Source organism: Lichenicoccus sp., from assembly GCF_965276875.1.
Taxonomy (GTDB): domain Bacteria; phylum Pseudomonadota; class Alphaproteobacteria; order Acetobacterales; family Acetobacteraceae; genus Lichenicoccus.
Genome location: NZ_OZ255701.1, coordinates 1,851,242 through 1,874,350, shown reverse-complemented (window position 1 = coordinate 1,874,350; position 23,109 = coordinate 1,851,242). Strand labels below are relative to the sequence as shown.

Sequence of the window (23,109 nt, the reverse complement as noted above, 5' to 3'; positions counted from 1 at the left end):
CGAATGCTTTAGCACAGTACGGCCCCAGGTCAGAAGGTCAGCACCGTGCGCAGGCCGATGACGGGGGCGTCCGCGATTCGCCGCGCCGGTCGTTGCGGATCGGGCACGCCGCCACCGGGATTGATGACATACTGCAGGTCAGGCTGGATCAGCCACCAGGGTGCGGCCTGATACTGGTAGGTCAGCTCGACGATGCCCTCATCGCGGTGCCCGACGGTCGGGCTGACCCGGGTGGCGGAGACGCCAAGCGCCGCCGTGTCGCTGCCGCGTCCGGGCAGCAGGCCCTTGAATGTCACTCCGGCATCGAGGAAGGCGCTGACCGGGTTGGGTTTACTGGGGGCGGCCCCAGGGACGGCCATGACTCGGGCAAACACCCCCACACCCTGATCGAGTGTGCCGGGAACCCGATAGACGAGCTGGTCGACCATGACATAGGGGCTCGCGGTGCCGCGCGACCCATACCAGATGCCGGCCTTGGTGGTGCCGCCGGCGACGGTGAACTGCGCCTCGGCGATGGCAAACACGCCGTCGCCCACCCGGAACAGGGTTCCCGACGCATCGCGCCGCTGCGGATCGCCGGTCCCCGGTCCTGCCGGATTGCCGTTATAAACGCCGGCGAGGACGGTCCACGCCGGGTTGATCAACCATCGCGCCCGTATCCCCGGTGTCGCCAGAGGATAGATCGGGCCGCCGGACGGCACGTCGGCGGAGGGCAGCTCCGGCCAGCCGAACGACGTGGAGTTCATCAGCGCGCCGCTATACTCGCTAATCAGGAACTCCTGATCGGCGGCGAGCTGCCCGAGCTTGAGATCAACCGTGCCGCCGAACGACTGGTCGTACCACAACTCGAAAAGCTTGGTCGCGCGGGTCGCCTCGATGCTGCTGACGTTGTTGAGGTTGCCGATATTGTTGGTCGACAGTCCACGACCATGGATCTGAAAGGCGCTGGCGTTGATGACGCCGCCAGGCAGCCCGATCAGCCGGTCAAGATCGAGCCCGAGGCTGGCCTCGGTCAGCCCCTCATAGACCGCGCCCTGGCGGATGCCGCCGGTGGGGTTGCCGAGTACCTCGCTGGTCTCGATCAAACCGAATGACAGGCCGCGCGCCGCAAGTGCCGAGCGGGCGCCGCCGAAATCCCCGAGCAGATCCGGCCGCTCCCATAGTCCCGCCGGCGTGACATTTCGCTGCTTCGGCGCCGCGGTCGGACCGGGCAACGGCCCGCTGCGCTCGGTCGGTGCGGCGGTTTGCGCGACTGCGCGGGCGGGGACCATCGCGGCCAGCAGGACGATGGCGCGCGACGCTGCTATCGTGGCGCTGGCCAAGCGGAGACGCGCAGTGCGGAGAAGTCGAATCGGGTGCGCCGGCATCGCCGCCCTTGCTGCAGTCGGGCTTGTTTTGCCCGATCCGGCTGTGCGCGCCAGCCCGATCCTGCTCTCGTCCGGCCAGGCCATCACGCCGACGGCAGCACCCGGGGCGGTCTTCGCGAGCTTGCATCGAGGCGGCGCGATCAGCCTTGCGGTCAGTCCCGACAAGCGCACGCTGCTGGTGCTGACCAGCGGCTATAACATGTTCCGCGACCGGGCCAGCGGCGAGGCGGTGCTGGTCTATGACATCGCGGCGCATGCGCCCGTTCAGCGCCAGGTGCTGCGCATTCCCACCGCCTATGCCGGCATCAGCTTCGCGCCGGACGGCAACAGCTTCTATGTCGGCACCGGCGGCGGCGACAGCGTGCTCCGCTACACCCGCACGGCAACCGGCTGGGCCTCGGACGGGCCGCCAATTCCGCTCGGCCACGGCACTGGCGTGGGCAACCATCAGGGGCCGAGCACCGCCGGCCTGGCGGTCAGCCGCGACGGCCACATCCTGGTCGTCGCCGACATCTATAATGACAGCGTCTCGCGGATCGATCTCGCGCGCGGTGTCGTCACCGGTGAACTCGATTTGCGTCCGGGCAAGGAGACCCCGGCGCGCACCGGCGTCGCAGGCGGCGAGACCCCGTTCTGGGTGGCGATACGCGGCAACAGCACCGCCTATGTCTCCAGCCAGCGCGACCGCGAGATCGATGTGCTGGACGTCAGCGCGGCGATCCCCAGGCTCGTCACCCGTATTCCGGTTGCCGGCACCCCCAACAAGATGATCCTCAACCGTGCGGCAACCAGGCTGTTCGTCGCCGCCGACAACGACGACAGCGTCCAGGTAATCGATACCGCGACCAACCGACGCAGCGCCCGTATCGACGTGGCAGCACCCTCGCACCTGCTGCCGCCCGGCCCGCGCTATCGCGGTGCCAGCCCGAACGCGCTGGCGCTGTCCGCCGACGAGAAGACGCTCTATGTAAGTAATGGCGGCGAGAACGCGATGGCCGTCGTCGATATCCGGCACCTGCGCGCGCCGGTCGTCGAGGGGCTGCTGCCGACCGGCTGGTATCCGGACGCGCTGGCGGTCGTGGACGGCTGGATCTACGCGCTCAACGCCAAGAGCCGACCCGGCCCGAACCCTGCCTACCGCCCGCACAAACCGGCCGGCCAGTATGTCCTGCAACTCGAACATGCGGGCTTCCTCGCCGAACCGCTGCCAAATGCCGTCACCCTCGCCAGGCTGACCGCCCAGGTCGCCGCCAATGACGGCTTCTCGCGCAAGCCCGACCCGCACGACGCGGCGGTGATGGCGGCCCTGCATGAGCGGATCCGGCACATCATCTATATCGTCAAGGAGAACCGCACCTACGACCAGATCCTGGGTGACCTCGGCCACGGCCGCGGCGATCCGGCCCTCGTGGAGTTCGGCCGTGCGATCACGCCGAACTTCCACCGGCTGGCGACGGACTTCGTCGATCTCGACAATTTCTATGATAGCGGCGCGGTCAGCGGCAACGGCTGGCCCTGGAGCACGTCCGCGCGGGAGACCGACTTCAACGTCAAGACCATTCCGCTCGAATATTCCCGCCGTCCGACGCACGCGCCCTACGACGCCGAAGGCCAGGTGCGCGGCGTCGATGTCGGCATCCCCACCCTGGCCGCGCGACGGGCCGCCGATCCCGACTATCCGAACGATCCCGACCTGCTCCCAGGCATACGCAGCGACGACGCGCCCGACAGTCCGGACGACACCAGCGGGCCGGCGCACATCCAGCACGGCACCCTTTGGGACTCGGCGCTGAAGGCCGGCCTGAGCGTGCGCAATTACGGCTTCTTCTACGATCTCGACCGGTATTTCCCGACCGAGCGGGATTTCGGCAGGCAGAACCAGGCGATCCCGCTGCTCGACGATCCATATGGGAGCCGCATTGTCGTGGGCTATTCAGTCAACCCAGCGCTGATGGCACTCAGCGACCCGTATTTCCGCGGCTTCGACAACCGCTTCCCCGATGTGTTTCGCGAGCATGAATGGGCGCGCGAGTTCGCGGGCTTTGAGGCGAGCGGCAAGCTGCCCTCGCTCACTTTGCTGCGGCTGATGCACGACCATATGGGCAGCTTCAGTGCCGCCACCCACGGCGTGAACACGCCGGAGCTGCAACAGGCCGACAACGACTACGCCGTCGGCCTGGTCGCGGATCGGGTGGCCCACAGCAAATTCCGCGACAACACGTTGATCTTTGTCATCGAGGACGACGCCCAGGACGGTCCGGACCATGTCGATGCGCACCGCTCCACCGCCTATGTGATCGGCCCCTATGTCCGCCATGGCGCGGTGGTCTCGACGCGCTACAGCACGGTGAACATGCTGCGCACCATCGAGGACATCCTCGGCATCGGCCACCTGAACCTTAACGACGCGCTACAGCCGCCGATGACCGAAATCTTCGACCTGACCCAAACGCGCTGGACCTACAGTGCGGCACCGTCGCAGGCGCTCTATGCCACCACATTGCCGCTGCCCAAGCGGGCGCAGGCGGGTCCGATCCTACGCAGCACCCATGATGCCGCCTGGTGGACGGCGCACACCCTTGGCTACGACTGGAGCCACGAGGACCGGGTGCCGGCGGTGCGGTTCAACCAGGTGGTCTGGCACGGGCTGTTCGGCGGTCGCCCCTATCCGGTGCGTCACAGGAACATCACACCACCCTGACCTGCCGCGTCCTAGAAGCTGCTGTCAGCTTCTCGTCAGGATCGCCATGCAGGGATGTTCTCGCCCACTTCGCTCCCTGCTCGCGACGGCGTTCGTGGCCGCCGCACTGCCGGCGCGGGCGCAACCCTCCGGCCCGATCGAAACCATCAACGTCAATGGCCAGCGGTTTCCAGGCGACGCTGCCGATCAGGCACCCGCGCAGGCGTCGCTTGGCCAAATCCAGCCCACCTCGGTGATCAATGAGCACTTCATCCAGGAGAACGTGCCGGCGACCTCGAACTATGACGACATCCTCCGCATCACGCCGAGTGCGATGGACATCGACCCGAACGGTCCCGGCCTGCAGCAGGATTTCGGCCAGAGCATACGCGGGCTGCAATACACCCAGTTCAGCGTGCTGTTCGACGGGGTGCAGATACCCGGCTCGCCGAGCAACCTGGCACCACAACCGGCGGCCTACTTCGTCGCACACGACCTTGCCCAAATCGTCGTCAACCGCGGACCAGGGCCCGCGTCCACGGTGGGCTCGGCGACCTTCGGCGGCGACGTCGAACTCAGCTCGCGCGCGCTCTCCAGCCGGCCGGAAGTCAACCCGTATGCCACCTTTGGCAGCTTCGGCACCAAGATGTATGGCCTGCAGGCCGAGACCGGAACATTATACGGCGGCGGTAAATTCCTGATCGACATCCAGCGCAACGAGAGCCGCGGCGCCCTGAGCGGCACGTCCGACGAACGACGCAACCTCTTTGCCAAATACGTCCAACCCTTCGGCGCGGACACTACGCTGGTCGGCGTGGTCAACCTCGACAACGCCATTACCGACACCCCCTACGGCACCTCGCTTGCCGAGATGGCCGCGTTCGGCCGCAACTATTCCCTCAACAACGATCCAGGGTCGCAAGGCTATGGTCCCTACAACAAGGACGCCTACACGACCGATTTCGAATATCTCAAGCTGACCCATGATTTTGGCCATGGGCTGAGCGTCTCCGACCAGCCTTACACGACCGCTTTCTATCATCGCCAGTTACAGACCACCGACACCTCGCTGACCACGCCGAACCTGACCACGCCGAACCTGACCACGCCAAACCTGACCACGACCGCAACCAGGACATATTACCTGAACAACGTCCAAACCACGCTCAACAACGATGTTCCCGGCAACGCGGCACAAAACGACTATCGCGCCTGGGGCAACATCCTGCGGCTTTCGCAAGCGACGCCGTTCGGGCAGGCGCGCGCCGGCGCCTGGTTCGAGAGCGAGGACAACACGCTGTATAAATCGAGCATCGTCCTGACCCGCGGCGCCGTGACCACCACGACAAAGCCGAATGCGTCGGCCTTCCAGTATCACTATTTCGACCGTCTCACGACGGCGCAGCCCTATATCGAATTCACCACCCAGCCGCTGCCGAACCTGACCGTGACCGCCGGCATCAAGTACAGCTCCGTCACACGCACTCTCACCGGTCCGCTGGTGCGGACCATCAAGGGGCCGGCGGACGACCACGCCACCTACAACAAGGCGCTGCCATCGCTTGACGCGCACTACCTCATCGAAAAAGGGCTGTCGGTCTATGCGCAGGCGGCAAAGGGCTACCTGACGCCGCCGTTGAACGTGTTCTACGCGCCGATCGTCAATGCCGTTCAGCCCCCGACCACCGACAACTACCAGGTCGGAACGGTCTATCAGCGCGGCTGGCTCGCGGCCGACGCGGACCTCTATTACATCCGCTACCAGAACTATATTGCCAGCACCACGATCGGCACCAACACGCTCTACACCAACCAGGGCAGCGCGCATTTCAAAGGTATCGAGATCGAGGCGACGGCGCAGCTCGGCCATGGCCTGGCCCTCTATGCCAACGGCTCGCTCAACGACGCCAATTACCAGAACGGCGCCACGGTGGCCCAAGCGCCGCGTCGCACCGGGGTTGCCGGCGTACTGTTCGATCGCAGCGCGGTCGTCGTGAATGGCGACTGCGTCGATTTCTCCCTGCTCGACAAGGATGTCGGCCCGCAATACGGCGTCGATACCAAATTCATCGATAAATACTCAATTAAATCCTACGCGACACTCGATCTGGCCGTGCACTACGCCTTCCCTGTGCTGCACGACCGCCGCATCGATCTCGGCATGCAGGCAACCAATCTGCTCAACAATCTCAGCCTGATCGGCTATGCGGGCAGTGCCGCCGGCGACGGCGCGCCGCTCTACTGGGTCAACCCGGGGCGCGGGCTATTCTTCAGCGTCTCAGCGACGTTGTAGGTCGACCGGCCACCCAGCTTTCCCGCATGTGTAGGCCGATCACAGGCCGAGTTCGGAGTGGGAGCCAAGGCGCACAAGTTCCAAGGTCTCGACGTCGGGCTTTCGATAGACCAGCACCAAGTCCGGCCGAATGTGGCAATCACGGTGATCTTGCCAGTCGCCTGTCAGGGCATGATCGCGATGTCGCGGTGCAAGCGCGGCATCGTTCGCCAGAGCGGTGATGATCGACAGGAAATCGGATTCCAGGACGGCGCGATGGGCTCCTTTGGCTTCACGTTTCAAATCGCGTTTGAACTGGCTGGTGCGCTTAATCGTCCGCATGCATCTCGGCGCGCAGTGAGTCCAGCGTCACCATTTCGAGCTTGCCGGCCCGCGCCTCCCGCATGGCGGCGATTGTCGTCTCGTTCGGGATCAGCGGCTCGAAGGGCAGGGCCTTCTCCCGGGCAACGCGGGTCAGTAGCAGACGCACGGCATCGGATAAGGTGAGGCCCATGGTCGCGAGCACGGTTGCTGCTTCCTCTTTCACCGTTTCGTCCACGCGGGCCTGTACCAGGGCATTCGCAACCATGTTCGGTCTCCTTACGAATGACAATGTAATGCACGGGACGTGTTAAACAAGAGGGCATGGAGCGGTGCCCGTCCCCGCCTGATCAGTCGGTCGCCTCGGCATGGAGGCGATGAGCCTGCTGGTGGTATCTCAGCCGGCGCCAACGCCGCTCCGAAGGGGGTTTTGCCGGGGTCTGGACGTGAACCGCGCCCGACGCTGCCCCGAAGCTGATCGTCTCCTACCTCGTGGGTGGACGTGATGGTGTTTACGCGCACGTGTCTATGGACGACGTAGCCCTCCGCCTCGCCAGTCAAGTGCAGTTCACCACCAACTGCCATAAGGCATATCTGCACGCCGTAGAGGGCGCGTTCGGCAGCGATGTGGATTACGCGATGTTAATCTAGCCCGCTTAACAATCTCGGCCTGTTCTTAAGTGTGCCGGCGTAGGCTGGCCAGCCACCCAGCTTCCCCGCACATGCAGACGCTCGTCGAGCAGAACGATGTCGGCCTCGAACCCGGGGGCCAGCCGGCCCAGCCGGTCGTCAAGGCCGAGAAAGCGAGCCGGGATGAGTGAGGCCATGCGCAGCGCCACTTGCGTGGAGACGCCCAGCAGCGCCACCGCCTGACGCACGGCCTGCTCGAGATCGAGATCCGCGCCGGCGAGCACGCCGTCCTCGGTTTGCAGTCGGCCGTCCTGCCTCAGGATGCGTCTTCCCTGTACAACAAATTCGGCAAGGTCGGTGCCGGCGCAAGGCATCGCGTCGCTGACCAGCATGATGCGGTCGGTGGGTTTGGTCGCGAGCGCCAGCCGCAGCATTGCCGGGTGTACGTGGATGCCATCAGCGATGATCCCGCAATAGGAGGCCGAGTCGGTGAGGGCGGCAAGCGCGATGCCGGGCGCGCGGCTGACCAGCGGCGGCATGGCGTTGAACAGATGTGTGAAGCCGGTCATGCCGGCGCGCAGGGCGGCGTCGGTGCACTCCAGGCTCGCCGCTGAATGGCCGCCGCTGACGCGCACCCCGGCCTCGGCCAGGCGGGTGATCGCCTCAGGCGGCACCTGCTCCGGCGCCAGGGTCAGCACCACCCGGCCGAAAGGCGCAAAGCGGGCGGCCAGGGCGCATAGAGCGTCGAGGTCGCGCGCGTCGGGGGTGCGGAATAAATGGCGCGGATGCACGCCGGCGCGCTTGGGATTGAAGAACGGACCCTCCAGATGGATGCCGCGCACGCCGCTGCCGGGGATCGCCGCCGCGTGGGCCGCGGCCTCCGCGGCGGCGGCCATGATCTCGGGCGTGTCGGTGATTACGGTGGGCAGCAGCGACGTGGTTCCCAGCTTGCGGTGTGCCGCCGCGATCGCCAACGCGCCCTCCAGGGTCGGCGTGTCGTTGAACAGCACCCCGCCGCCGCCATTGACCTGCACGTCGATCAGACCGGGTGCGAGCAAATGCCGCTCGTGCAGCCGCACGCCGCCCGGCAAGTTTCCGGCCGGCACAATATCGAGGATGCGGCCGCCCTCGATCAGCAGCGCATGGTCGTCGAGGATCTGCTCGCCGGTGAAGAGTCGCGCGCCAGTGAGCAGTTGGCGCCGGGGTGCCTCATCCATGATCATGGTTCTGCGCTCGCAGGGCGCGTTTGACCAGCGCCGACGCGACGGGCAATTTCGGCCGCGATGCTTGCCTCTTCGCCGGAACATTTGCAGCGCGCCTCAGGCCTGCTCAGGTTGGAGGTCGGCGAGCGGGGCGGTCGCACCCATGTCGCGCGGCTGCGCCAGCAGGGCTGTCTCAAACTGTTATTTCCGCGTATCGAACCGGGTGCGGCGTTGCAGGCCGCCAGCATCAATTGTTCAGGGGGAATAGCGGCCGGGGATCGGCTTGAGACCGCAATTGTCTGCGCCGCCGGGACGCATCTGCTGCTGACCAGCCAGGCCGCCGAGCGTTGCTACCGCGCGCGCGACGGCGAAGCGGCGGCGGACATCGAGGCGCATGCGACTTTGGGTCCGGGCGCGCATCTGGAATGGCTGCCGCAGGAGACGATCATGTTTGACGGCGCCAGTCTGCGTCGCCGGCTCACGGTGGAGATGGCCGACGACGCCAGCCTGCTTTGCATCGAAAGCCGGGTGTTCGGCCGCGCCGGCAGCGGCGAGCGGCTGTGGCGGCTCGATTTATCAGACCGGCTGCTGATCCGGCGTGGCGGCGTGCCGGTCCTGGTCGACGGGTTTGAACTCCATGGCGACGCGGAGACAGCATTGTCGCGCGCCGCTGTGGCGGCCGGAGCAGGGGCCACGGCCGCGATCGTGCTGGTTGCACCATACGCCGAAGCGCTGCTCGATCCGGTCCGCGACGCCCTCGCCGGCGCCGATGCCGGAGCCTCTTCGTGGAACGGCATGCTGCGGATCGTCATGGTGTCGCGCGACCCCGCCGCGCATCGCGCGCGCATTGCGGCGGTGCTGTCGATACTGCGCGGCGGCGAAGCCTTGCCTTCGGTGTGGCGTTATTGAATGCTGCGTCATGAACCTCACACCGCGCGAAAAGGACAAGCTGCTGATCGCGATGGCGGCCCAGGTGGCGCGCCGCAGGCTGGAGCGCGGGGTGCGGCTGAACCATCCCGAGGCGGTGGCGCTGATCGCGGATTACGTCGTCGAGGGCGCGCGCGACGGACTGTCCGTGGCCGACCTGATGGAGGGCGGCGGCTTGGTGCTGACTCGCGCGCAGGTGATGGAAGGCGTCGCCGAAATGATCCATGACGTGCAGGTCGAGGCGACGTTCCCTGACGGCACCAAGCTGGTCACGGTGCATGAGCCCATCCGTTGAAGTTCCCGGCGAGGTGATCACCTTGCCGGGTGAAATCGAACTGAACGCGGGGCTCGCCACGCTCGAACTGGATGTCGTCAATACCGGCGACCGGCCGATTCAGGTCGGCAGCCATTATCATTTCGCCGAGACCAATCCGGCGCTGCAGTTCGACCGCGTCCAGGCGCGTGGCATGCGCCTCGACGTGCCCTCCGGCGGGGCGTTGCGCTTCGAGCCCGGGCAGACCAGGCGGGTCACCCTGGTCGCCTTGCGCGGCGCGCGGGTCGTTGCGGGGTTTCGCGGCGTGGTGATGGGAGCGCTGGACTGATGGTGCGGATCAGCCGCGCGGCCTATGCCGACATGTATGGGCCGACCACCGGCGACCGCGTGCGTCTCGCCGATACCGGCCTGCTGATCGAGGTCGAGCGCGACCTCACAACCTACGGCGAGGAAGTCAAGTTCGGCGGCGGCAAGACCATCCGCGACGGCATGGGGCAGTCGCAGCGCGCGCAGAACGGGGGCGCGGTCGACACCGTCATCACCAATGCGCTGATCCTGGACCATTGGGGGATCGTCAAGGCCGATATCGGCATCTGCGCCGGCCGCATCGCTTGCATCGGCAAGGCCGGCAATCCGGATATCCAGCCCGGCGTGGACATCATCATCGGGCCCGGCACGGAAATCATCGCGGGCGAGGGCAAAATCCTCACCGCCGGCGGCATTGACAGCCACATCCATTTCATCTGCCCCCAGCAGGTCGAGGAGGCGATCGCCTCAGGCATCACGACAATGATCGGCGGCGGCACTGGACCTGCCACCGGTACCTCGGCCACCACCTGCACCCCCGGACCGTGGCATCTCGCGCGCATGCTGCAGGCCGCCGAGGGACTGCCGGTCAACCTCGCCTTTGCCGGCAAGGGCAACGCCTCGCGGCCGGAAGCGCTGATCGAGATGGTGCGCGCCGGCGCCTGCTGCCTGAAGCTGCACGAGGATTGGGGCACCACGCCGGCGGCAATCGATTGCTGCCTGTCGGTGGCCGACCGCCTCGACGTGCAGGTGATGATCCATACCGACACGCTCAACGAAAGCGGCTTCGTCGAGGACACCATTGCCGCCTTCGCGGGACGGACCATCCATGCCTTCCATACCGAGGGCGCCGGCGGCGGCCACGCGCCCGACATCATCAAGGTGGCGGGCTTGCCCAACGTGCTGCCGTCCTCGACCAATCCGACCCGCCCCTACACGGTGAACACGATCGACGAGCATCTCGACATGCTCATGGTGTGCCATCACCTCGACAAGCGGGTGCCGGAGGACATCGCCTTCGCCGAAAGCCGCATCCGTCGCGAAACCATCGCCGCCGAGGACATCTTCCACGATATGGGCGTGCTCTCGATGATCTCGTCGGACAGCCAGGCAATGGGCCGGGTCGGCGAGGTGATCATCCGCACCTGGCAGACCGCGCACAAGATGAAGAGCCAGCGCGGGGCCTTACCCGGCGACGGTGCGGCCGACAATGCGCGGGCCAGGCGCTACGTCGCCAAATACACCATCAACCCGGCAATCGCGCATGGCATCGCCCGCGAGGTCGGCTCGATCGAGGCCGGCAAGCTCGCCGATCTGGTGCTCTGGAGCCCGGCCTTCTTTGGGGTCAAGCCCGACCTGGTGATCAAGGGGGGCGCGATTGCGCACGCCATGATGGGCGACCCAAACGCCTCGATCCCGACGCCGCAGCCGGTGCATGCGCGCGGCATGTTCGGTGCACTCGGCGGGGCATTGGCCGAGACCTGCGTCACCTTCGTCTCGGGTGCGGCCCTCGAGGACGAGATCGGCACAAGGCTCGGGCTGCGTCGTCGTCTGGTCGCGGTCGCCGACACCCGTGGCGGCATCGGCAAACGCAGCATGATCCACAACGACGCAACGCCGACGATCGAGGTCGATCCGGAGACCTACGAAGTGCGTGCCGACGGGGTGCTGCTGACCTGCGAGCCCGCCACCGTGCTGCCGATGGCGCAGCGCTACTTCCTGTTCTGATGCGCGGGACCGAGATCCTCGCCGCGGGCCGCTGGGACCCGTCGCAAGAGACCGACCAGCTCGACGCCGACTACGACCAGCGCCATCGCCGGCGAACCTTGCTGCGCACCGCAAGCGGCCGCGAGCTGCTGCTCGATCTGCCGCACACCAGGCATCTGCGCGACGGCGACGCGATCGCCTGCGACGATGGCGGGCTGGTGCGGATCGCGGCCGTGGCCGAGCGCCTGCTTGAAATCACCGCTCCCACCCCGGCGGCCCTGCTGCGGCTCGCCTGGCATCTCGGCAACCGGCATCTGCCCACCGCACTTGCCGCCGATCGTCTACTGATCCGCGAGGATCATGTCATCGCCGATATGGTGCGCGGTCTGGGCGGCGAAGCGCGCCCGGTCATGGCTCCCTTCGACCCCGAGACCGGCGCCTATGAACCCCACGGGCACTAGCCTGATCCGGCTGCTGACCTGGCTGTCGCCGGCCTTCCCGACCGGCGGTTTTGCCTACAGCCACGGGCTCGAATGGGCGATCGAGGCCGGCGACGTGACCGATCGCGCGTCCCTGGTGGCGTGGCTGTCCGATCTCATCGCGCATGGCAGCCTGTGGACCGATGCCATCCTGCTGCGTCACGCCTGTCGCGCCGACGACCACCCGGCCCTCGCCGACTTCGCCTACGCCTGCGCCGCCTCGCGCGAGCGCGCCGAGGAGATGCGCGCTCAAGGGGCCGCGTTCGGCCGCGCGGTCGCGGTCTGGCAGCCCGACGCGCCGGCCGCCTGGCCGCTCAGCGTCGCCCTCGGCCATGCCTTGCGACGCGAAGGCATCGACGAGGATGCCGGCTGTCTCGCGGCGCTGCATGCGAGCGCGGCCGCGATGGTCTCCGCCGCGGTACGCCTGGTGCCGCTCGGACAGACCGACGGCCTGCGCGCCCTCGCCGCACTTGAGCCGGTACTCGCGCAAGCGGCGCGGGCCAGCCGCGACGCCACCCTGGACGATGTCGGCGGCATGTGCCTGCGCTCGGACATTGCCGCCATGCGCCACGAGACGCAAGCAACGAGGCTGTTCCGCACATGACACCCCAAAACCCCAACGGTCCGCTGCGCGTCGGCATCGGCGGCCCGGTCGGCAGCGGCAAGACCGCGCTGATGGACGCGCTGTGCCGCGCCTTTCGCGACCGCTACCGGCTCGCCGCCCTCACCAACGACATCTACACCCGCGAGGACGCGGACTTCCTCACCCGCGCCGGCGCCCTTGCCCCCGAACGCATCCTCGGCATCGAGACCGGCGGCTGCCCGCATACCGCGATCCGCGAGGATGCCAGCATCAACCTCGCCGGCATCGCCGAACTGAGCCGGCGCTTCCCCGATCTCGACCTGGTGCTGATCGAAAGCGGCGGCGACAACCTGGCCGCCACCTTCAGCCCGGAACTGGCGGACCTGACGATCTACGTCATCGACGTCTCCGCCGGCGACAAGATCCCGCGCAAGGGCGGCCCCGGCATCACCCGCTCGGACCTGCTGGTGATCAACAAGACCGACCTCGCCCCGCATGTCGGCGCCAGCCTCGACGTCATGGACCGTGATTCAAGAACCATGCGCGGCGAACGGCCGTTCGTCTTCGCCAACGTGCGTGCCGGCGAGGGGGTGGGCAGCATCGCCGCCTTCATCGAGCGTGTCGGCGGTCTTGGACCTTGATTTGGGCGCCCTTCACATGCATATTCATGCGCATGCCATGCGCATAGGTTTCCCATGGGATATGATCGTCTCGCCTCAAAACGTGCCATCAATGTGAGCCTGAACGACGATCTGGTCCGTCAGGCGCGCCTCTACACACGCAATCTCAGCGGCACGCTCGAGGACCTCCTGGGCGACTTCGTGGACCGTGAGCGTGCCCGCCGTCGCGACGAGGATGCGGTCCTCGACCAGGTGATCGACGGCTTCAGCCTGTTCCACGGTGAGCACGGCCTGCTTAGCGACGAGTTCTCGTTGCTCTGATCCGTGGCCCAGTTCGACGTCTTCCGGAACCCGGGGCGGCAGCGGGAGGTCATTCCGTTCGTCGTGGTGCTTCAGAATGCCCGCTTTGATCGCGCAGGCACGCGCTTCGTGGCACCACTGGTCCGCAGCGAGGCGGCGCGCGTCGCGGAGCATCATCTCGCGCCGCGCTTCACCATCGACGGCGCAGAGGTGATCCTGGACGTCTTCAACCTGGCGACGCTGCCAGCCGATCGGCTGGGCCGCTTGGTCGTCTCCCTTGCCGACGAGGAGTCTCGGGCGAAACTCATCCGCGCCCTGGACGCGTTCATCAGCCAAGCCTGACGGGCGATCAGAAGCAGGCAACCGCGCGATAGCTGCAACGTCACTGTGTGTGCGGCCGGCTTCCGAGTCGCCGGATGGGAGTTGGCCGATGCAAGAGCGCTCCAGGTCAAGGCCACGCGAGAGATGGCGGCGGTCGCGGGTGTTGGGCTTGATGTTCGCAATGGGGCTCGCCGCGGCGAGTGCCGTAAGCATAATGCCGGCGCAAGCGGCCTCGGCCGGTCTGCCGACACTGGTCTCGCCGGCAAGCCCGTCCCGGCTTGCGGGAAAGATGGTGTTCGCGGCGCTGGTCACACCCGATCTGGTCGCCGCGGAGCGGTTCTATACCGACCTGTTCGGGTGGCAGTTCCAGAACGCCTACGTCAGACGACATTTGTTCGGCGAGGCATCCATCAATGGACGTGTGGTCGCGGCGATTGTGCAAAAACCCATCAGGCACGGTGAGCGGCCAGCCTGGCGGTCGTTCCTGTCAACAGAGGATGTCGAGAAAAGCGCCCAGGTGGCTGTCCAGCATGGAGCGTCAATGCTGCTGGGGCCGCACGAGATCGCCAATCTGGGGCGCGATGCGCTGCTGACCGATCCGCAGGGCGCCGTCTTTGGCATGCTGACATCGAGCAGCGGCGATCCGGCCGATACACTGGCCGCACCCGGTGCATGGATCTGGAGCTCACTCATCACGCATGACCCGGAAACAGACGCGGCGTTCTACAAGGCGGTGTTTGGCTACGATGTATTCGATCTGCCGGATCCGCAAGAAGCGAAGCATGTGATCCTGGCGTCGCAGACCTACGCGCGGGCGAGCGTCAATCCGATCCCGACCAAACATCCCGCATTGCATCCCCGTTGGATCAGCTATGTGCGGGTCCTGGACATCGCAGCGATGGTCGGCCACGCGACCACCCTGGGCGCGCATGTAGTGGTTCCGCCGCACCAGGATCGAAATGGCGGAACGATTGCGCTGGTTGCCGATCCGGCTGGGGCGATATTCGGCCTGCTTGCGTTGCCAGACGATGCGGGCCCCGGGGATACAGCCGCGGGAGACGCGAAATGAGCCATTCGCTCATGCGCCTGTCAGCGACCGCGCTGCTCCTGGGCGCGCTGTCGGTGTCTCTGGGCGGCTGCGTCGCCGGCGGCTTCTATGGCGGCGACGGCGTCGGCGGCTATTACCCGGGCGACGCCTATGGCGGGGGCGACTTCCGCGGCTGGGGTGGCGGCTATGGCGTAGGGCCGTATCGCGGCGGTTATCGTGATGGCCGGGGCATTCCGAGATTGCCCGGCCGTGGATTCCATGGCGGCGGCAGGGATTTCCACGGCGGCGATCATGGGTTCAGACGAGGCGGGAGCTTTCATGGCGCCAGAGGAGGTGGTGATCACGGAGGTGGTGGTCATGGCGGCGGTGATCACGGCGGGCACGGGCACTGAGCGGGCATTGGCAGTGAGTCTGGCGCCATCGACTTCGGCCAACACTTTCCGGCCTACCAGCTCTCCCGGAACGGGCGGATTTCCTGCTCGAAGGTCCAGGCGTCGACTGGCTGCTGGTGCAGCGCCCAATAGGCGTCGGCGACGGCCTGTGGGCGCATCAACTGTCCGGGCTGGATCGCATCGATCGCCTCGTCGCCGCCACGCTCGCGCAGACGTTCGCGCACCCAGCTGGTATCGACGCCGGCATCGATGACCAGGTGCGCGACATGGATGCCCCGCGGGCCGAGTTCGCGTGCAGCCGACTGCGCAACCGCGCGCAGCCCGAACTTGGCGGAGGCGAACGCCGCATAGCCGATGCCGCCGCGCAGGCCTGCGGTGGCGCCGGTGAAGAAAATCGATCCGTGCCCGCGTGGCAGCATGTGCCTAGCTGCTTCGCGACCCGCCAGGAAGCCGGCAAAGCAGGCCATCTCCCACACCTTGCGAAACACCCGCGAGGTCGTCTCGACCAGCGGAAACGCTACATTGGCGCCGACATTGAACACGCAGACCTCAAGCGGGGCGTGGGCTTCCGCCGCCTCGACAAAGGCCACCACCTGCGCCTCGTCGCGGGCATCGAGCGACGACGCAACGACGCGGCCTCCCGCCGCCTCGATCTCCCGACGCAGCGGCTCAAGCTTCTCGCCGTGTCGCCGGCCGATGAAAACCGTATAGCCCTCGGCCGCGAAGCGTCTGGCGATCGCCGCTCCGATGAAGTCGCCCGCGCCGATGATCGCCGCCGTCTTGTGCCGCCCTGCTGTCCGATCGTCCACCATGTCTGCTCTCCCGCTTGCCACCGAGCCCGGCCCTATGCCAGGAGCAATCCCAAGCCGCGGCAAGTCGCGCGGGCTCGCCATGGAGAGGGCGTCGGTGACGAACGTAACCTTCTACTTCGACTTCGGCAGCCCCAACGCCTTTCTCAGCCATCGCGTGATCCCGGCGATCGAGCGGCGGACGGGGGCCGAATTCGCCTATGTTCCCATCCTGCTCGGCGGCCTGTTCAAGCTGAGCGGCAACCAGTCACCAGTGACCGCCTTTGCCGGCATCAAGAACAAGCTGGATTACGCGCGCATCGAGATGCGGCGCTTCATCGAGCGCCACCATATCGACGATTTCCGGTTCAATCCGCACTTCCCGATCAACACCCTGCAGCTGATGCGCGGCGCGATCGCCGCAAACGAGGCAGATGTGTCGGAGACCTATATCGACCGCGTCTATGACGACATCTGGACGCGCGGGCTGGACATGGGCCAGCCCGACATCGTCGCCCGATCCCTGAACGAAGCCGGCCTGCCGGTCGAGCGCATCCTGGCGCTGGCGCAATCGCCCGAGGTCAAGCAGCGACTGCTCGACAATACCCAGGCCGCGTTCGCCCGCGGAGCGTTCGGCAGTCCGTCGTTCCTCGTCGGCGACGAACTCTTCTTCGGCAAGGATCGGTTGCGCGATGTCGAGGAAGAAATCGAACGCGCCGCGGCGACGGCCGTGACATAAGATACCAAAGCTTACAGGGGCTGCCCCATTGCGGCCGCGAATGGATGTGAGAGTGCGAGCAGCCCGAACAGGAGAACATCGGATGAGACGTCGCTTTTCCTTCACCAAGCCTCTGCTCCTGGCCGCGGCCGTTGCGGCCATGCTCGGCTCCGTCTCGGCCGCGGACGCGCAGCCCTTCCGGCATCGTGGGCCGCCACCGCCCCCGCCGCCCCGGGGCTGGGTCGGGCCGCACTATTACTGGCATGGCCGCTACTATCATCGTCGCGAACCGTACTTCGACCGGTACCACCATCGTCATTGGCGCTACCGGTAATCCACCTGGGTGCCCGCGGCCCCGCGTAATGGCGGGGCTGACGCACCAAGCCCTCCGCGCTGCCGTCGCGACCATATGCCTGGGTGCCACAGCCGGTGCGGCGCAGGGTCCAGGCCGCGCGATCGACGTTACGGCCTACGGCGCCAATGGCGACGGCGTCACCGACGATACCCTCGCCTTCCGCGCCGCCATCGCGGCCGCGCAGGGCGGGTCGGCCGCGCGCAATCAGGGCGCCCTGATCGAAATCCCGTGCGGCAAATACATCCTGACCGCGAGACTGACCATCCACCTGGCCGCCAATACGGCGATCGGCCTGCACGGCCAGACCCAGAGCTGCACCGAGCTGCAATGGAACGTGGCGGACGGCGGCCTGGATTTCGAATATCCGCAGCAACAGGTCGCCAGCGCGTCGCGCAACCCCTCCGGCGCCTCGCCGTCCGGGCCTGGTGCGGCCGTCGACATCGAGCGGCTCTCGCTGGTCAACAACGCGCCGGGGAATGTCTACACCGGCATGGCACTCCTGCTCCGACAGCCGGTGCCGACGCACGCGCTCGCCTCGGGCGGCCCGGACCAGACCATCCGCGATGTCGCGTGGCATTCGCTCACACCGGGCCAGGGCGGCAGCAGTGCCCAAGGCCAGGCGTGGAATGTCGGCATCGACATCGTCAATGTCCCCTACGTCCATATCAGCCACGTCACCGGCTCGCAGTATGGCAGCCGCTCGCCTTTCGCCTCCAACACCTCCGCCGGCATACGGATCGAGAGCACAGGAGGGCCCAGATCCACCTTCACCCAGCAGATCTGGCTGAGCCGCGTGTTCCAGCAGGGCGCCTATGATGGGCTGGACCTCATTGGCCACAACATCCAGGGCGTCTATGCCGACCGTCTGATGGAGCTGCAGAACGCCTATTCGGTGCGCTGGCAAGCGCCGTCGGAGGATGCCTCGGCGTCCTTCTTCCTGTCCGACAGCTCGCTCGACGGCCTCTATGCGGGGGTCAGCACGAACTTCGTCAAGCAGGTGTTCCTGACCGACAACGAAATCCTCAATGGCGGCCCCGGCCCTACGGGTGCGCTCGCGGCCAACTATTTCGGTATCCGGCTGCGCACCACGGATGACGCGATGGTCAGCGGCAACGTGCTGATCCCGCTCTGCCGCGCCTGCACGCTGAGTCAGATCGCGCCGGGCTACACCGGCACCGGGATCGAGGTGCTCCACCATGCCGCCGCCGACACGCAGGGCTCGGTCATAGCAGGCAACTCGATTGACTACGGCGATGTCGGGATCAGCGCCGGCGGCAGCCAGGTCCTGGTCAGCGGCAATATTATCGCGGCAGGCGTCCCGACGCCGATACGAGACGACGGCATCGGCGCCACCCATCCGGTGTTCGCCGACAACGAGGTGGGCCAGCGCCTGCTCCCGGCCCCTCCGACCCCAATCCCCACCAGCGCCCCCCTCGCCGAGGGCGGCACGAATGAGGCGCCGGCAACGGCGGATGGGGGTGCGATCCTCAATTGCGCGGGCCGGCTCAGCACGTTCACCTGGCGCCTGCCGCCGCACCCGACCCAGGGCCAACGCGTCCACCTCGCATCGGAATGCACGGTGAGCCGCTTCACGCTGCAGCCGCGCGGTCAGGGGATTGCCGTGATCGGCGCGCCCGGGACAATCTCGCCGGCAACGCCGCTGACCTTCATCTATGATGCGACCAACAGGATCTGGACCCGCTGGTAACTGGTGTCCGCGGCGGGATTCGAACCCACGGCCCCAGGATTCATCCCACTTCGGCTTTCGCCGCCGCCGCCGGGACTGACCGGTCGGCGTTCGTGGTCTGGACTGTCCCTTCACCCTAGGCTGTGGAGCCCTTAGGCGCCGCCCGTCCAGTCTCTACACCTTCCGATCCCGTCAGGGTGCTCCCTCATGACGGCGCCGGCTTGGCTCGGGATCGGCATGGCGCGTGTGGGCGTCAAGCTTTCCCCGACTTTGAGCGGATCCGCCGCGCGGTTTCCCGTCGCGACGCCCAGTTTGTGACAAGGAATCCTGTGCTCTATCCGCCTGAGCTACGCGGACCACCAAGTGGGTTCTACAGGCGATCGCGCCGCCTCGCAACCGCATGCCCGGAAATCGGTAGTGCCCGTGCTCGACAGAGGATTAAGGCATTCCCTGCGGTCACGTTGTCGTGATAGAAGCCTCCAGCTTTCCGTTTCCAGGTATCGTTAACATCTTGTAAAAATCCAATCAGAAAGCAACAATAATCTCATTCTTTGTATTGGGCGCGAACGATCCGCTCTGCTATTGAACAAGGGGACAAATATAGTATGAACGAGATGCGATCCTCTCCCGATAGAGCCTTGCCGGTCACGCCGTTCGGGTCCCTGATCAGCCGGCGGATCCTGATCCCGTCCGAGCGGACAAACCTTGTCGCCATAGACAAATACTTCCTCGTGCAGTTGCTCGGCGCCCATGTCTCGCGCATTCGTTTCGACGAGGGTTGGTACTTCTGGAAATATCCGGACATCATGAAGGCGGTCGAGGACGGCAAGGTCGACACCGCGCGCGATCACTACATCGCCGACGGCTACTACGAGCACCGCATGCCCTACCAGATCACCGTCGACGAGGGCTGGTATCTGCATCAATACCCGGACGTCTCCGCCGCCGTCCAACGCACCGAATTCGAGAGCGCGCAGATGCATTTCGAGACCGCAGGCTTCCGCGAGGGGCGTGACCCGTATGCCGGCTTCTCCCTGGAATATGGCGAGCCCCAATACGCCTGACACGTGTAGGCCAGGCGCGGGCGCACAAGGACCATCGCGATGGATGATCTGAAGATCCTGTTCCAGGACATTGCCAAGACCATCGACGCCGGCAACGCCGCCGACGCCAACCAGTTCGACGAGCAGACCTACCTTCGCTACAATCCCGACATCGCGCTCGCCGTCCAGCAGGGCAAGTTCTTCTCCGGCTATCAGCATTACCTCGAATTCGGCAGGCGTGAGGGCCGGGTGTTCGAGGCGCCGACGGCGGCACGGCAGAACCAGTTCCTGTTCGTCGAGACCACCGATAAGCCCGCCGAACAGACGATTCCCGAGGTCCATCTTGAAGTCGTCATGATGTCGACGCACGGGCTGTTCCTCAACGGCTGGTCGGCCGACGCGAACAACCCGATCGAGCGTGTGCATATCCGGGGCCCGGGCTGGTCGTTCTGGATTGGCTCCGAGCTGCTCGCGCGCGTGCGCCGGCACGACGTCGAGGAGGCGCTCAAGAGCGGCGTGCCGCACCCCTACGGCTTCTGGTCGTTCATCGCGAGCGAACGACAGATCCCCTCCGGACCCTGCATCGTCAACGTGGTGTTCGCCGGCGAGACACGCAGCCAGCACACCGTTACCCCGATTGCCAACAACGACGAGGACCTGCGTAACATCGTGCTGGGCTACCTGCACGGCTCGCATCATTTCGGCAATCCGCATGTCGGCGCCATTGCCACCATCGAGCGCGGCCTCGGCCGCCAGATCGTCGACTTCAACAAGGGCGTGTCCGCCTCGATCGTCAGCCGCGCGCATGTCGAGCGCTTCCATGTCAGCGGACGCACGCCGAAGGCCTCGATCGTCGTCTGCCTCTACGGCAAGCCCGAGTTCCTGTTCGTCCAGGCGGCCCTGTTCCATCGCTGCCAGGGCATGCAGGATTACGAGTTCATCTATGTCAGCAACTCGCCCGACATCATCGACCGGCTGCTCGCCGAGGCGCGGATCGCCAGCCGAATCTACGGCATCGACCAGACCTGCGTGCTGCTCGCCGGCAATGCCGGGTTCGGCGCCGCCAACAACGTCGCGGTCCGCTATGCGCGCAGCAGCCGCATCCTGATCCTCAACCCCGACGTGTTCCCGCACGACCCGCTCTGGGCGGTCCGCCATACCGAGCTCGTCGAACACGCAGCCGACGCACAGACGAAGCTGTTCGGCGCACCGCTCTACTACGACGACGGCTCGCTGATGCATGGTGGCATGTATTTCGACATCGACCGGCCGCTGCTGACCCGGGCCGGTTCGATCACGTCCAAGCGCCTTGTTCGGGTCGAGCATTACGGCAAGGGTGCGCCCGCGGACGATGCGGTGTTCACCCGTCCGCGCCCGGTGGCCGCCGTCACCGGCGCCTTCATCTCTGTCGACCGCGGCTGGTTCGAGCGGCTCGGCGGCTTCACCGAGGACTACGTGTTCGGCCATTACGAGGACGCCGATCTCTGCCTGAAGAGCACCGAGCAGGGGGTCAGCCCCTGGCTGCAGGACATCCGGCTGTGGCACCTCGAAGGCAAGGGCTCGTCGCGCCTGCCCGTGCATGAGGGCGGCTCCCTGGTCAATCGCTGGCTGTTCTCCCACACCTGGGCCGACCGGATCGAGGCGAACTACACGCTTGGCCCCGTCAACGTGCGCGCGGTGCTGGACGAATACGCCGCCCTCAACGCCCACCCCAACGCGCACGCCTCCCGCCCCGGCCGCCGACGCCGGCATGACCAGCCGGTCAGCGAGGCCGCACAGTGAAGACGGTCCTGGTCGTCAGCCTGTTCCATCCCGAGCTGATACGCGGCGGCGCCCAGCAGATCGCCTACGAGCTGTTCCAGGGGCTCAAGCAGCAGCCCGGCATAAAGCCGGTGCTGCTCGCCTCGGTGGATTCCAACTTCCCCGGCCTGTTCAAGAGCGGTGCGCGCATCACCGGCTTCGACGGCCGCCCGAACGAGTTCCTGTTCCTGTCGCGCGACTACGACTACTGGTGGCACAAGACGATCAACCCGCTGCTGGTCGAGAGCTTCATCGAGTTCCTCGAGCTGATCCGGCCGGACGTGGTGCATTTCCATCATTTCTTCACTTACGGCATCGACCTGCTGACGGTGACGAGACGGACGCTGCCCGACGCGCGGATCGTCTTCACCTTCCACGAATTCATGGCGATCTGTGCCGCCGACGGGCAGATGCTGCGCACCACCGACAAGTCGCTGTGCCGACAGGCCTCCTCGGTGCGCTGCCATCAATGCATCCCCGAGCGCACGCCGGAGCAGTTCTTCATGCGCGAGCTGTGGTTCAAGAAGCATTTCGAGGTAGTCGACGCCTTCACCACGCCGAGCCGCTTCATGATCGAGCACTACACGGACTGGGGCATCGACCCCGCGAAGATCCGCCACATCTCCAACGGCCAGCACAATTATGGCGCCGGCCACGACCAGCCGGCCGATCCCACCCGCCGACGCAACCGCTTCGCCTTCTTCGGCCAACTGGTCGACAACAAGGGCGTGCACGTCATCATCGACGCGGTCACCCTGCTGCGCAACGAGGGCTTCACCGACTTCGTCGTCGAGATCAACGGCGACAACCTGCGCTATGCGACCGAGCCGCGTCGCCGCAAGATCGAGGCCTTCCTCGAAGCCGAAGCGGCCCTGCCGCCAGACGAGCAGATCGTCACCATGAACGGCTCCTACCAGGTGGACCAGCTCGCTGGCCGCATGGCGCGGATCGACTGGTGCATCGTCCCCTCGACCTGGTGGGAGATCTTCGGCCTGGTGATTTCCGAGGCCTGGATGTTCGGCAAGCCGATCCTCTGCTCGAACGTCGGCGGCCCCAAGGAGCGCATACGCCACGACATCGACGGTCTGCATTTTGAGGTCGGCGATCCGCGCTCACTCGCCGGCGCCATACGCCGCGCCTGCGAGGAACCCGGCCTCTGGCAACGCCTGCACGACGCCCTGCCCGAGCCGCCCCGTCGGGAGACCATGGTTGAGGAATTCACCAGCGTTTACATGGAGCACGAACCGGCCGACTCCGCGTCAGCCTATGCGGCCGTCCCGTAGCACCGC

24 protein-coding genes and 1 pseudogene are annotated in these 23,109 nt (G+C 66.3%); 20 read left to right on the top strand and 5 right to left on the bottom strand.

Features of this window, described 5'->3' with window-relative positions:
• Nucleotides 1-29: 29 nt before the first annotated feature.
• Nucleotides 30-1,322 (bottom strand): carbohydrate porin, encoded by a 1,293-nt coding sequence (locus ACQY4K_RS09050; protein WP_428395367.1) that lies wholly within the window; start codon nt 1,320-1,322, stop codon nt 30-32.
• A 13-nt stretch (nt 1,323-1,335) separates the two neighbouring features.
• Here ACQY4K_RS09050 and ACQY4K_RS09045 point away from each other — a divergent pair, with 13 nt between their 5' ends.
• Nucleotides 1,336-4,068, top strand: coding sequence for a bifunctional YncE family protein/alkaline phosphatase family protein (locus ACQY4K_RS09045; RefSeq protein ID WP_428395365.1), 2,733 nt, complete (start codon nt 1,336-1,338; stop codon nt 4,066-4,068).
• A gap of 94 nt (nt 4,069-4,162) precedes the next feature.
• Nucleotides 4,163-6,340 (top strand): TonB-dependent receptor domain-containing protein, encoded by a 2,178-nt coding sequence (locus ACQY4K_RS09040; RefSeq protein WP_428395363.1) that lies wholly within the window; start codon nt 4,163-4,165, stop codon nt 6,338-6,340.
• 39 nt (nt 6,341-6,379) lie between these two features.
• On the opposite strand, the gene ACQY4K_RS09035 is transcribed toward ACQY4K_RS09040, so the two are convergent.
• Nucleotides 6,380-6,661: a type II toxin-antitoxin system YafQ family toxin gene (locus ACQY4K_RS09035; RefSeq protein WP_428395361.1), complete on the bottom strand. Its 282-nt coding sequence runs from the start codon at nt 6,659-6,661 to the stop codon at nt 6,380-6,382.
• Nucleotides 6,648-6,908: a type II toxin-antitoxin system RelB/DinJ family antitoxin gene (locus ACQY4K_RS09030; RefSeq protein ID WP_428395359.1), complete on the bottom strand. Its 261-nt coding sequence runs from the start codon at nt 6,906-6,908 to the stop codon at nt 6,648-6,650. Before ACQY4K_RS09030 ends, ACQY4K_RS09035 begins: the two co-directional genes overlap by 14 nt.
• Before the next feature lie 182 nt (nt 6,909-7,090).
• On the opposite strand from ACQY4K_RS09030, the pseudogene ACQY4K_RS09025 reads away from it, so the two are divergent.
• Nucleotides 7,091-7,288 (top strand): annotated as a pseudogene (locus ACQY4K_RS09025) (IS1 family transposase); the annotation flags it as partial.
• Nucleotides 7,289-7,296: 8 nt separating this feature from the next.
• On the opposite strand, the gene nagA reads toward ACQY4K_RS09025, so the two are convergent.
• Entirely contained in the window at nt 7,297-8,487 is a 1,191-nt protein-coding gene (gene nagA / locus ACQY4K_RS09020; RefSeq protein ID WP_428395358.1) for an N-acetylglucosamine-6-phosphate deacetylase, read from the bottom strand.
• Between the two features lie 66 nt (nt 8,488-8,553).
• Here nagA and ACQY4K_RS09015 point away from each other — a divergent pair, with 66 nt between their 5' ends.
• From ACQY4K_RS09015 to ACQY4K_RS08965, 11 genes are all read left to right on the top strand, one after another.
• The gene (locus tag ACQY4K_RS09015; protein ID WP_428395356.1) at nt 8,554-9,381 is read left to right on the top strand and encodes an urease accessory protein UreD; all 828 of its coding nucleotides are present in this window, start codon (nt 8,554-8,556) and stop codon (nt 9,379-9,381) included.
• A gap of 10 nt (nt 9,382-9,391) precedes the next feature.
• Nucleotides 9,392-9,694, top strand: a complete 303-nt coding sequence (locus tag ACQY4K_RS09010) for an urease subunit gamma (protein WP_428395354.1) — start codon at nt 9,392-9,394, stop codon at nt 9,692-9,694.
• Nucleotides 9,678-10,001 carry an urease subunit beta gene (locus tag ACQY4K_RS09005; RefSeq protein WP_428395352.1) on the top strand — a complete coding sequence of 108 codons (324 nt, stop codon included), beginning with the start codon at nt 9,678-9,680 and terminating at the stop codon, nt 9,999-10,001. The genes ACQY4K_RS09010 and ACQY4K_RS09005 overlap by 17 nt, the downstream gene beginning before the upstream one ends.
• Nucleotides 10,001-11,707 carry an urease subunit alpha gene (gene ureC, locus ACQY4K_RS09000; protein WP_428395350.1) on the top strand — a complete coding sequence of 569 codons (1,707 nt, stop codon included), beginning with the start codon at nt 10,001-10,003 and terminating at the stop codon, nt 11,705-11,707. The genes ACQY4K_RS09005 and ureC overlap by 1 nt, the downstream gene beginning before the upstream one ends.
• The gene (locus tag ACQY4K_RS08995) at nt 11,707-12,147 is read left to right on the top strand and encodes an urease accessory protein UreE (RefSeq protein ID WP_428395348.1); all 441 of its coding nucleotides are present in this window, start codon (nt 11,707-11,709) and stop codon (nt 12,145-12,147) included. The genes ureC and ACQY4K_RS08995 overlap by 1 nt, the downstream gene beginning before the upstream one ends.
• The gene (locus ACQY4K_RS08990; protein WP_428395346.1) at nt 12,128-12,769 is read left to right on the top strand and encodes an urease accessory protein UreF; all 642 of its coding nucleotides are present in this window, start codon (nt 12,128-12,130) and stop codon (nt 12,767-12,769) included. Before ACQY4K_RS08995 ends, ACQY4K_RS08990 begins: the two co-directional genes overlap by 20 nt.
• The gene (gene ureG, locus ACQY4K_RS08985; protein WP_428395344.1) at nt 12,766-13,389 is read left to right on the top strand and encodes an urease accessory protein UreG; all 624 of its coding nucleotides are present in this window, start codon (nt 12,766-12,768) and stop codon (nt 13,387-13,389) included. The genes ACQY4K_RS08990 and ureG overlap by 4 nt, the downstream gene beginning before the upstream one ends.
• A 54-nt stretch (nt 13,390-13,443) precedes the next feature.
• A complete protein-coding gene (locus ACQY4K_RS08980) occupies nt 13,444-13,689 on the top strand; it encodes a type II toxin-antitoxin system CcdA family antitoxin (protein WP_428395342.1) in 246 nt (81 codons plus the stop codon).
• A gap of 3 nt (nt 13,690-13,692) precedes the next feature.
• Nucleotides 13,693-14,010: a CcdB family protein gene (locus tag ACQY4K_RS08975; protein WP_428395340.1), complete on the top strand. Its 318-nt coding sequence runs from the start codon at nt 13,693-13,695 to the stop codon at nt 14,008-14,010.
• A gap of 268 nt (nt 14,011-14,278) precedes the next feature.
• Nucleotides 14,279-15,058: a VOC family protein gene (locus tag ACQY4K_RS08970; RefSeq protein ID WP_428395338.1), complete on the top strand. Its 780-nt coding sequence runs from the start codon at nt 14,279-14,281 to the stop codon at nt 15,056-15,058.
• Nucleotides 15,055-15,429 carry a hypothetical protein gene (locus tag ACQY4K_RS08965; protein WP_428395336.1) on the top strand — a complete coding sequence of 125 codons (375 nt, stop codon included), beginning with the start codon at nt 15,055-15,057 and terminating at the stop codon, nt 15,427-15,429. Before ACQY4K_RS08970 ends, ACQY4K_RS08965 begins: the two co-directional genes overlap by 4 nt.
• A gap of 53 nt (nt 15,430-15,482) precedes the next feature.
• Here ACQY4K_RS08965 and ACQY4K_RS08960 read toward each other — a convergent pair whose 3' ends face one another.
• The gene (locus ACQY4K_RS08960; protein WP_428395334.1) at nt 15,483-16,241 is read right to left on the bottom strand and encodes an SDR family NAD(P)-dependent oxidoreductase; all 759 of its coding nucleotides are present in this window, start codon (nt 16,239-16,241) and stop codon (nt 15,483-15,485) included.
• Between the two features lie 94 nt (nt 16,242-16,335).
• Between ACQY4K_RS08960 and ACQY4K_RS08955 the strand changes: the two genes are divergently transcribed.
• The 6 genes from ACQY4K_RS08955 to ACQY4K_RS08930 all read left to right on the top strand — a co-directional run bounded on the left by ACQY4K_RS08955 (nt 16,336) and on the right by ACQY4K_RS08930 (nt 23,103).
• On the top strand, nt 16,336-16,956 hold the full coding sequence (locus ACQY4K_RS08955; RefSeq protein ID WP_428395333.1) for a 2-hydroxychromene-2-carboxylate isomerase: 621 nt from the start codon (nt 16,336-16,338) through the stop codon (nt 16,954-16,956).
• A gap of 82 nt (nt 16,957-17,038) precedes the next feature.
• On the top strand, nt 17,039-17,269 hold the full coding sequence (locus tag ACQY4K_RS08950; protein WP_428395331.1) for a hypothetical protein: 231 nt from the start codon (nt 17,039-17,041) through the stop codon (nt 17,267-17,269).
• Nucleotides 17,270-17,297: 28 nt separating this feature from the next.
• Nucleotides 17,298-18,998 (top strand): glycosyl hydrolase family 28-related protein, encoded by a 1,701-nt coding sequence (locus ACQY4K_RS08945; protein ID WP_428395329.1) that lies wholly within the window; start codon nt 17,298-17,300, stop codon nt 18,996-18,998.
• A gap of 584 nt (nt 18,999-19,582) precedes the next feature.
• Nucleotides 19,583-20,041, top strand: a complete 459-nt coding sequence (locus ACQY4K_RS08940; RefSeq protein ID WP_428395327.1) for a hypothetical protein — start codon at nt 19,583-19,585, stop codon at nt 20,039-20,041.
• A gap of 39 nt (nt 20,042-20,080) precedes the next feature.
• Entirely contained in the window at nt 20,081-21,802 is a 1,722-nt protein-coding gene (locus ACQY4K_RS08935) for a hypothetical protein (RefSeq protein ID WP_428395325.1), read from the top strand.
• The gene (locus ACQY4K_RS08930) at nt 21,799-23,103 is read left to right on the top strand and encodes a glycosyltransferase family 4 protein (protein WP_428395323.1); all 1,305 of its coding nucleotides are present in this window, start codon (nt 21,799-21,801) and stop codon (nt 23,101-23,103) included. Before ACQY4K_RS08935 ends, ACQY4K_RS08930 begins: the two co-directional genes overlap by 4 nt.
• Nucleotides 23,104-23,109 lie beyond the last annotated feature (6 nt).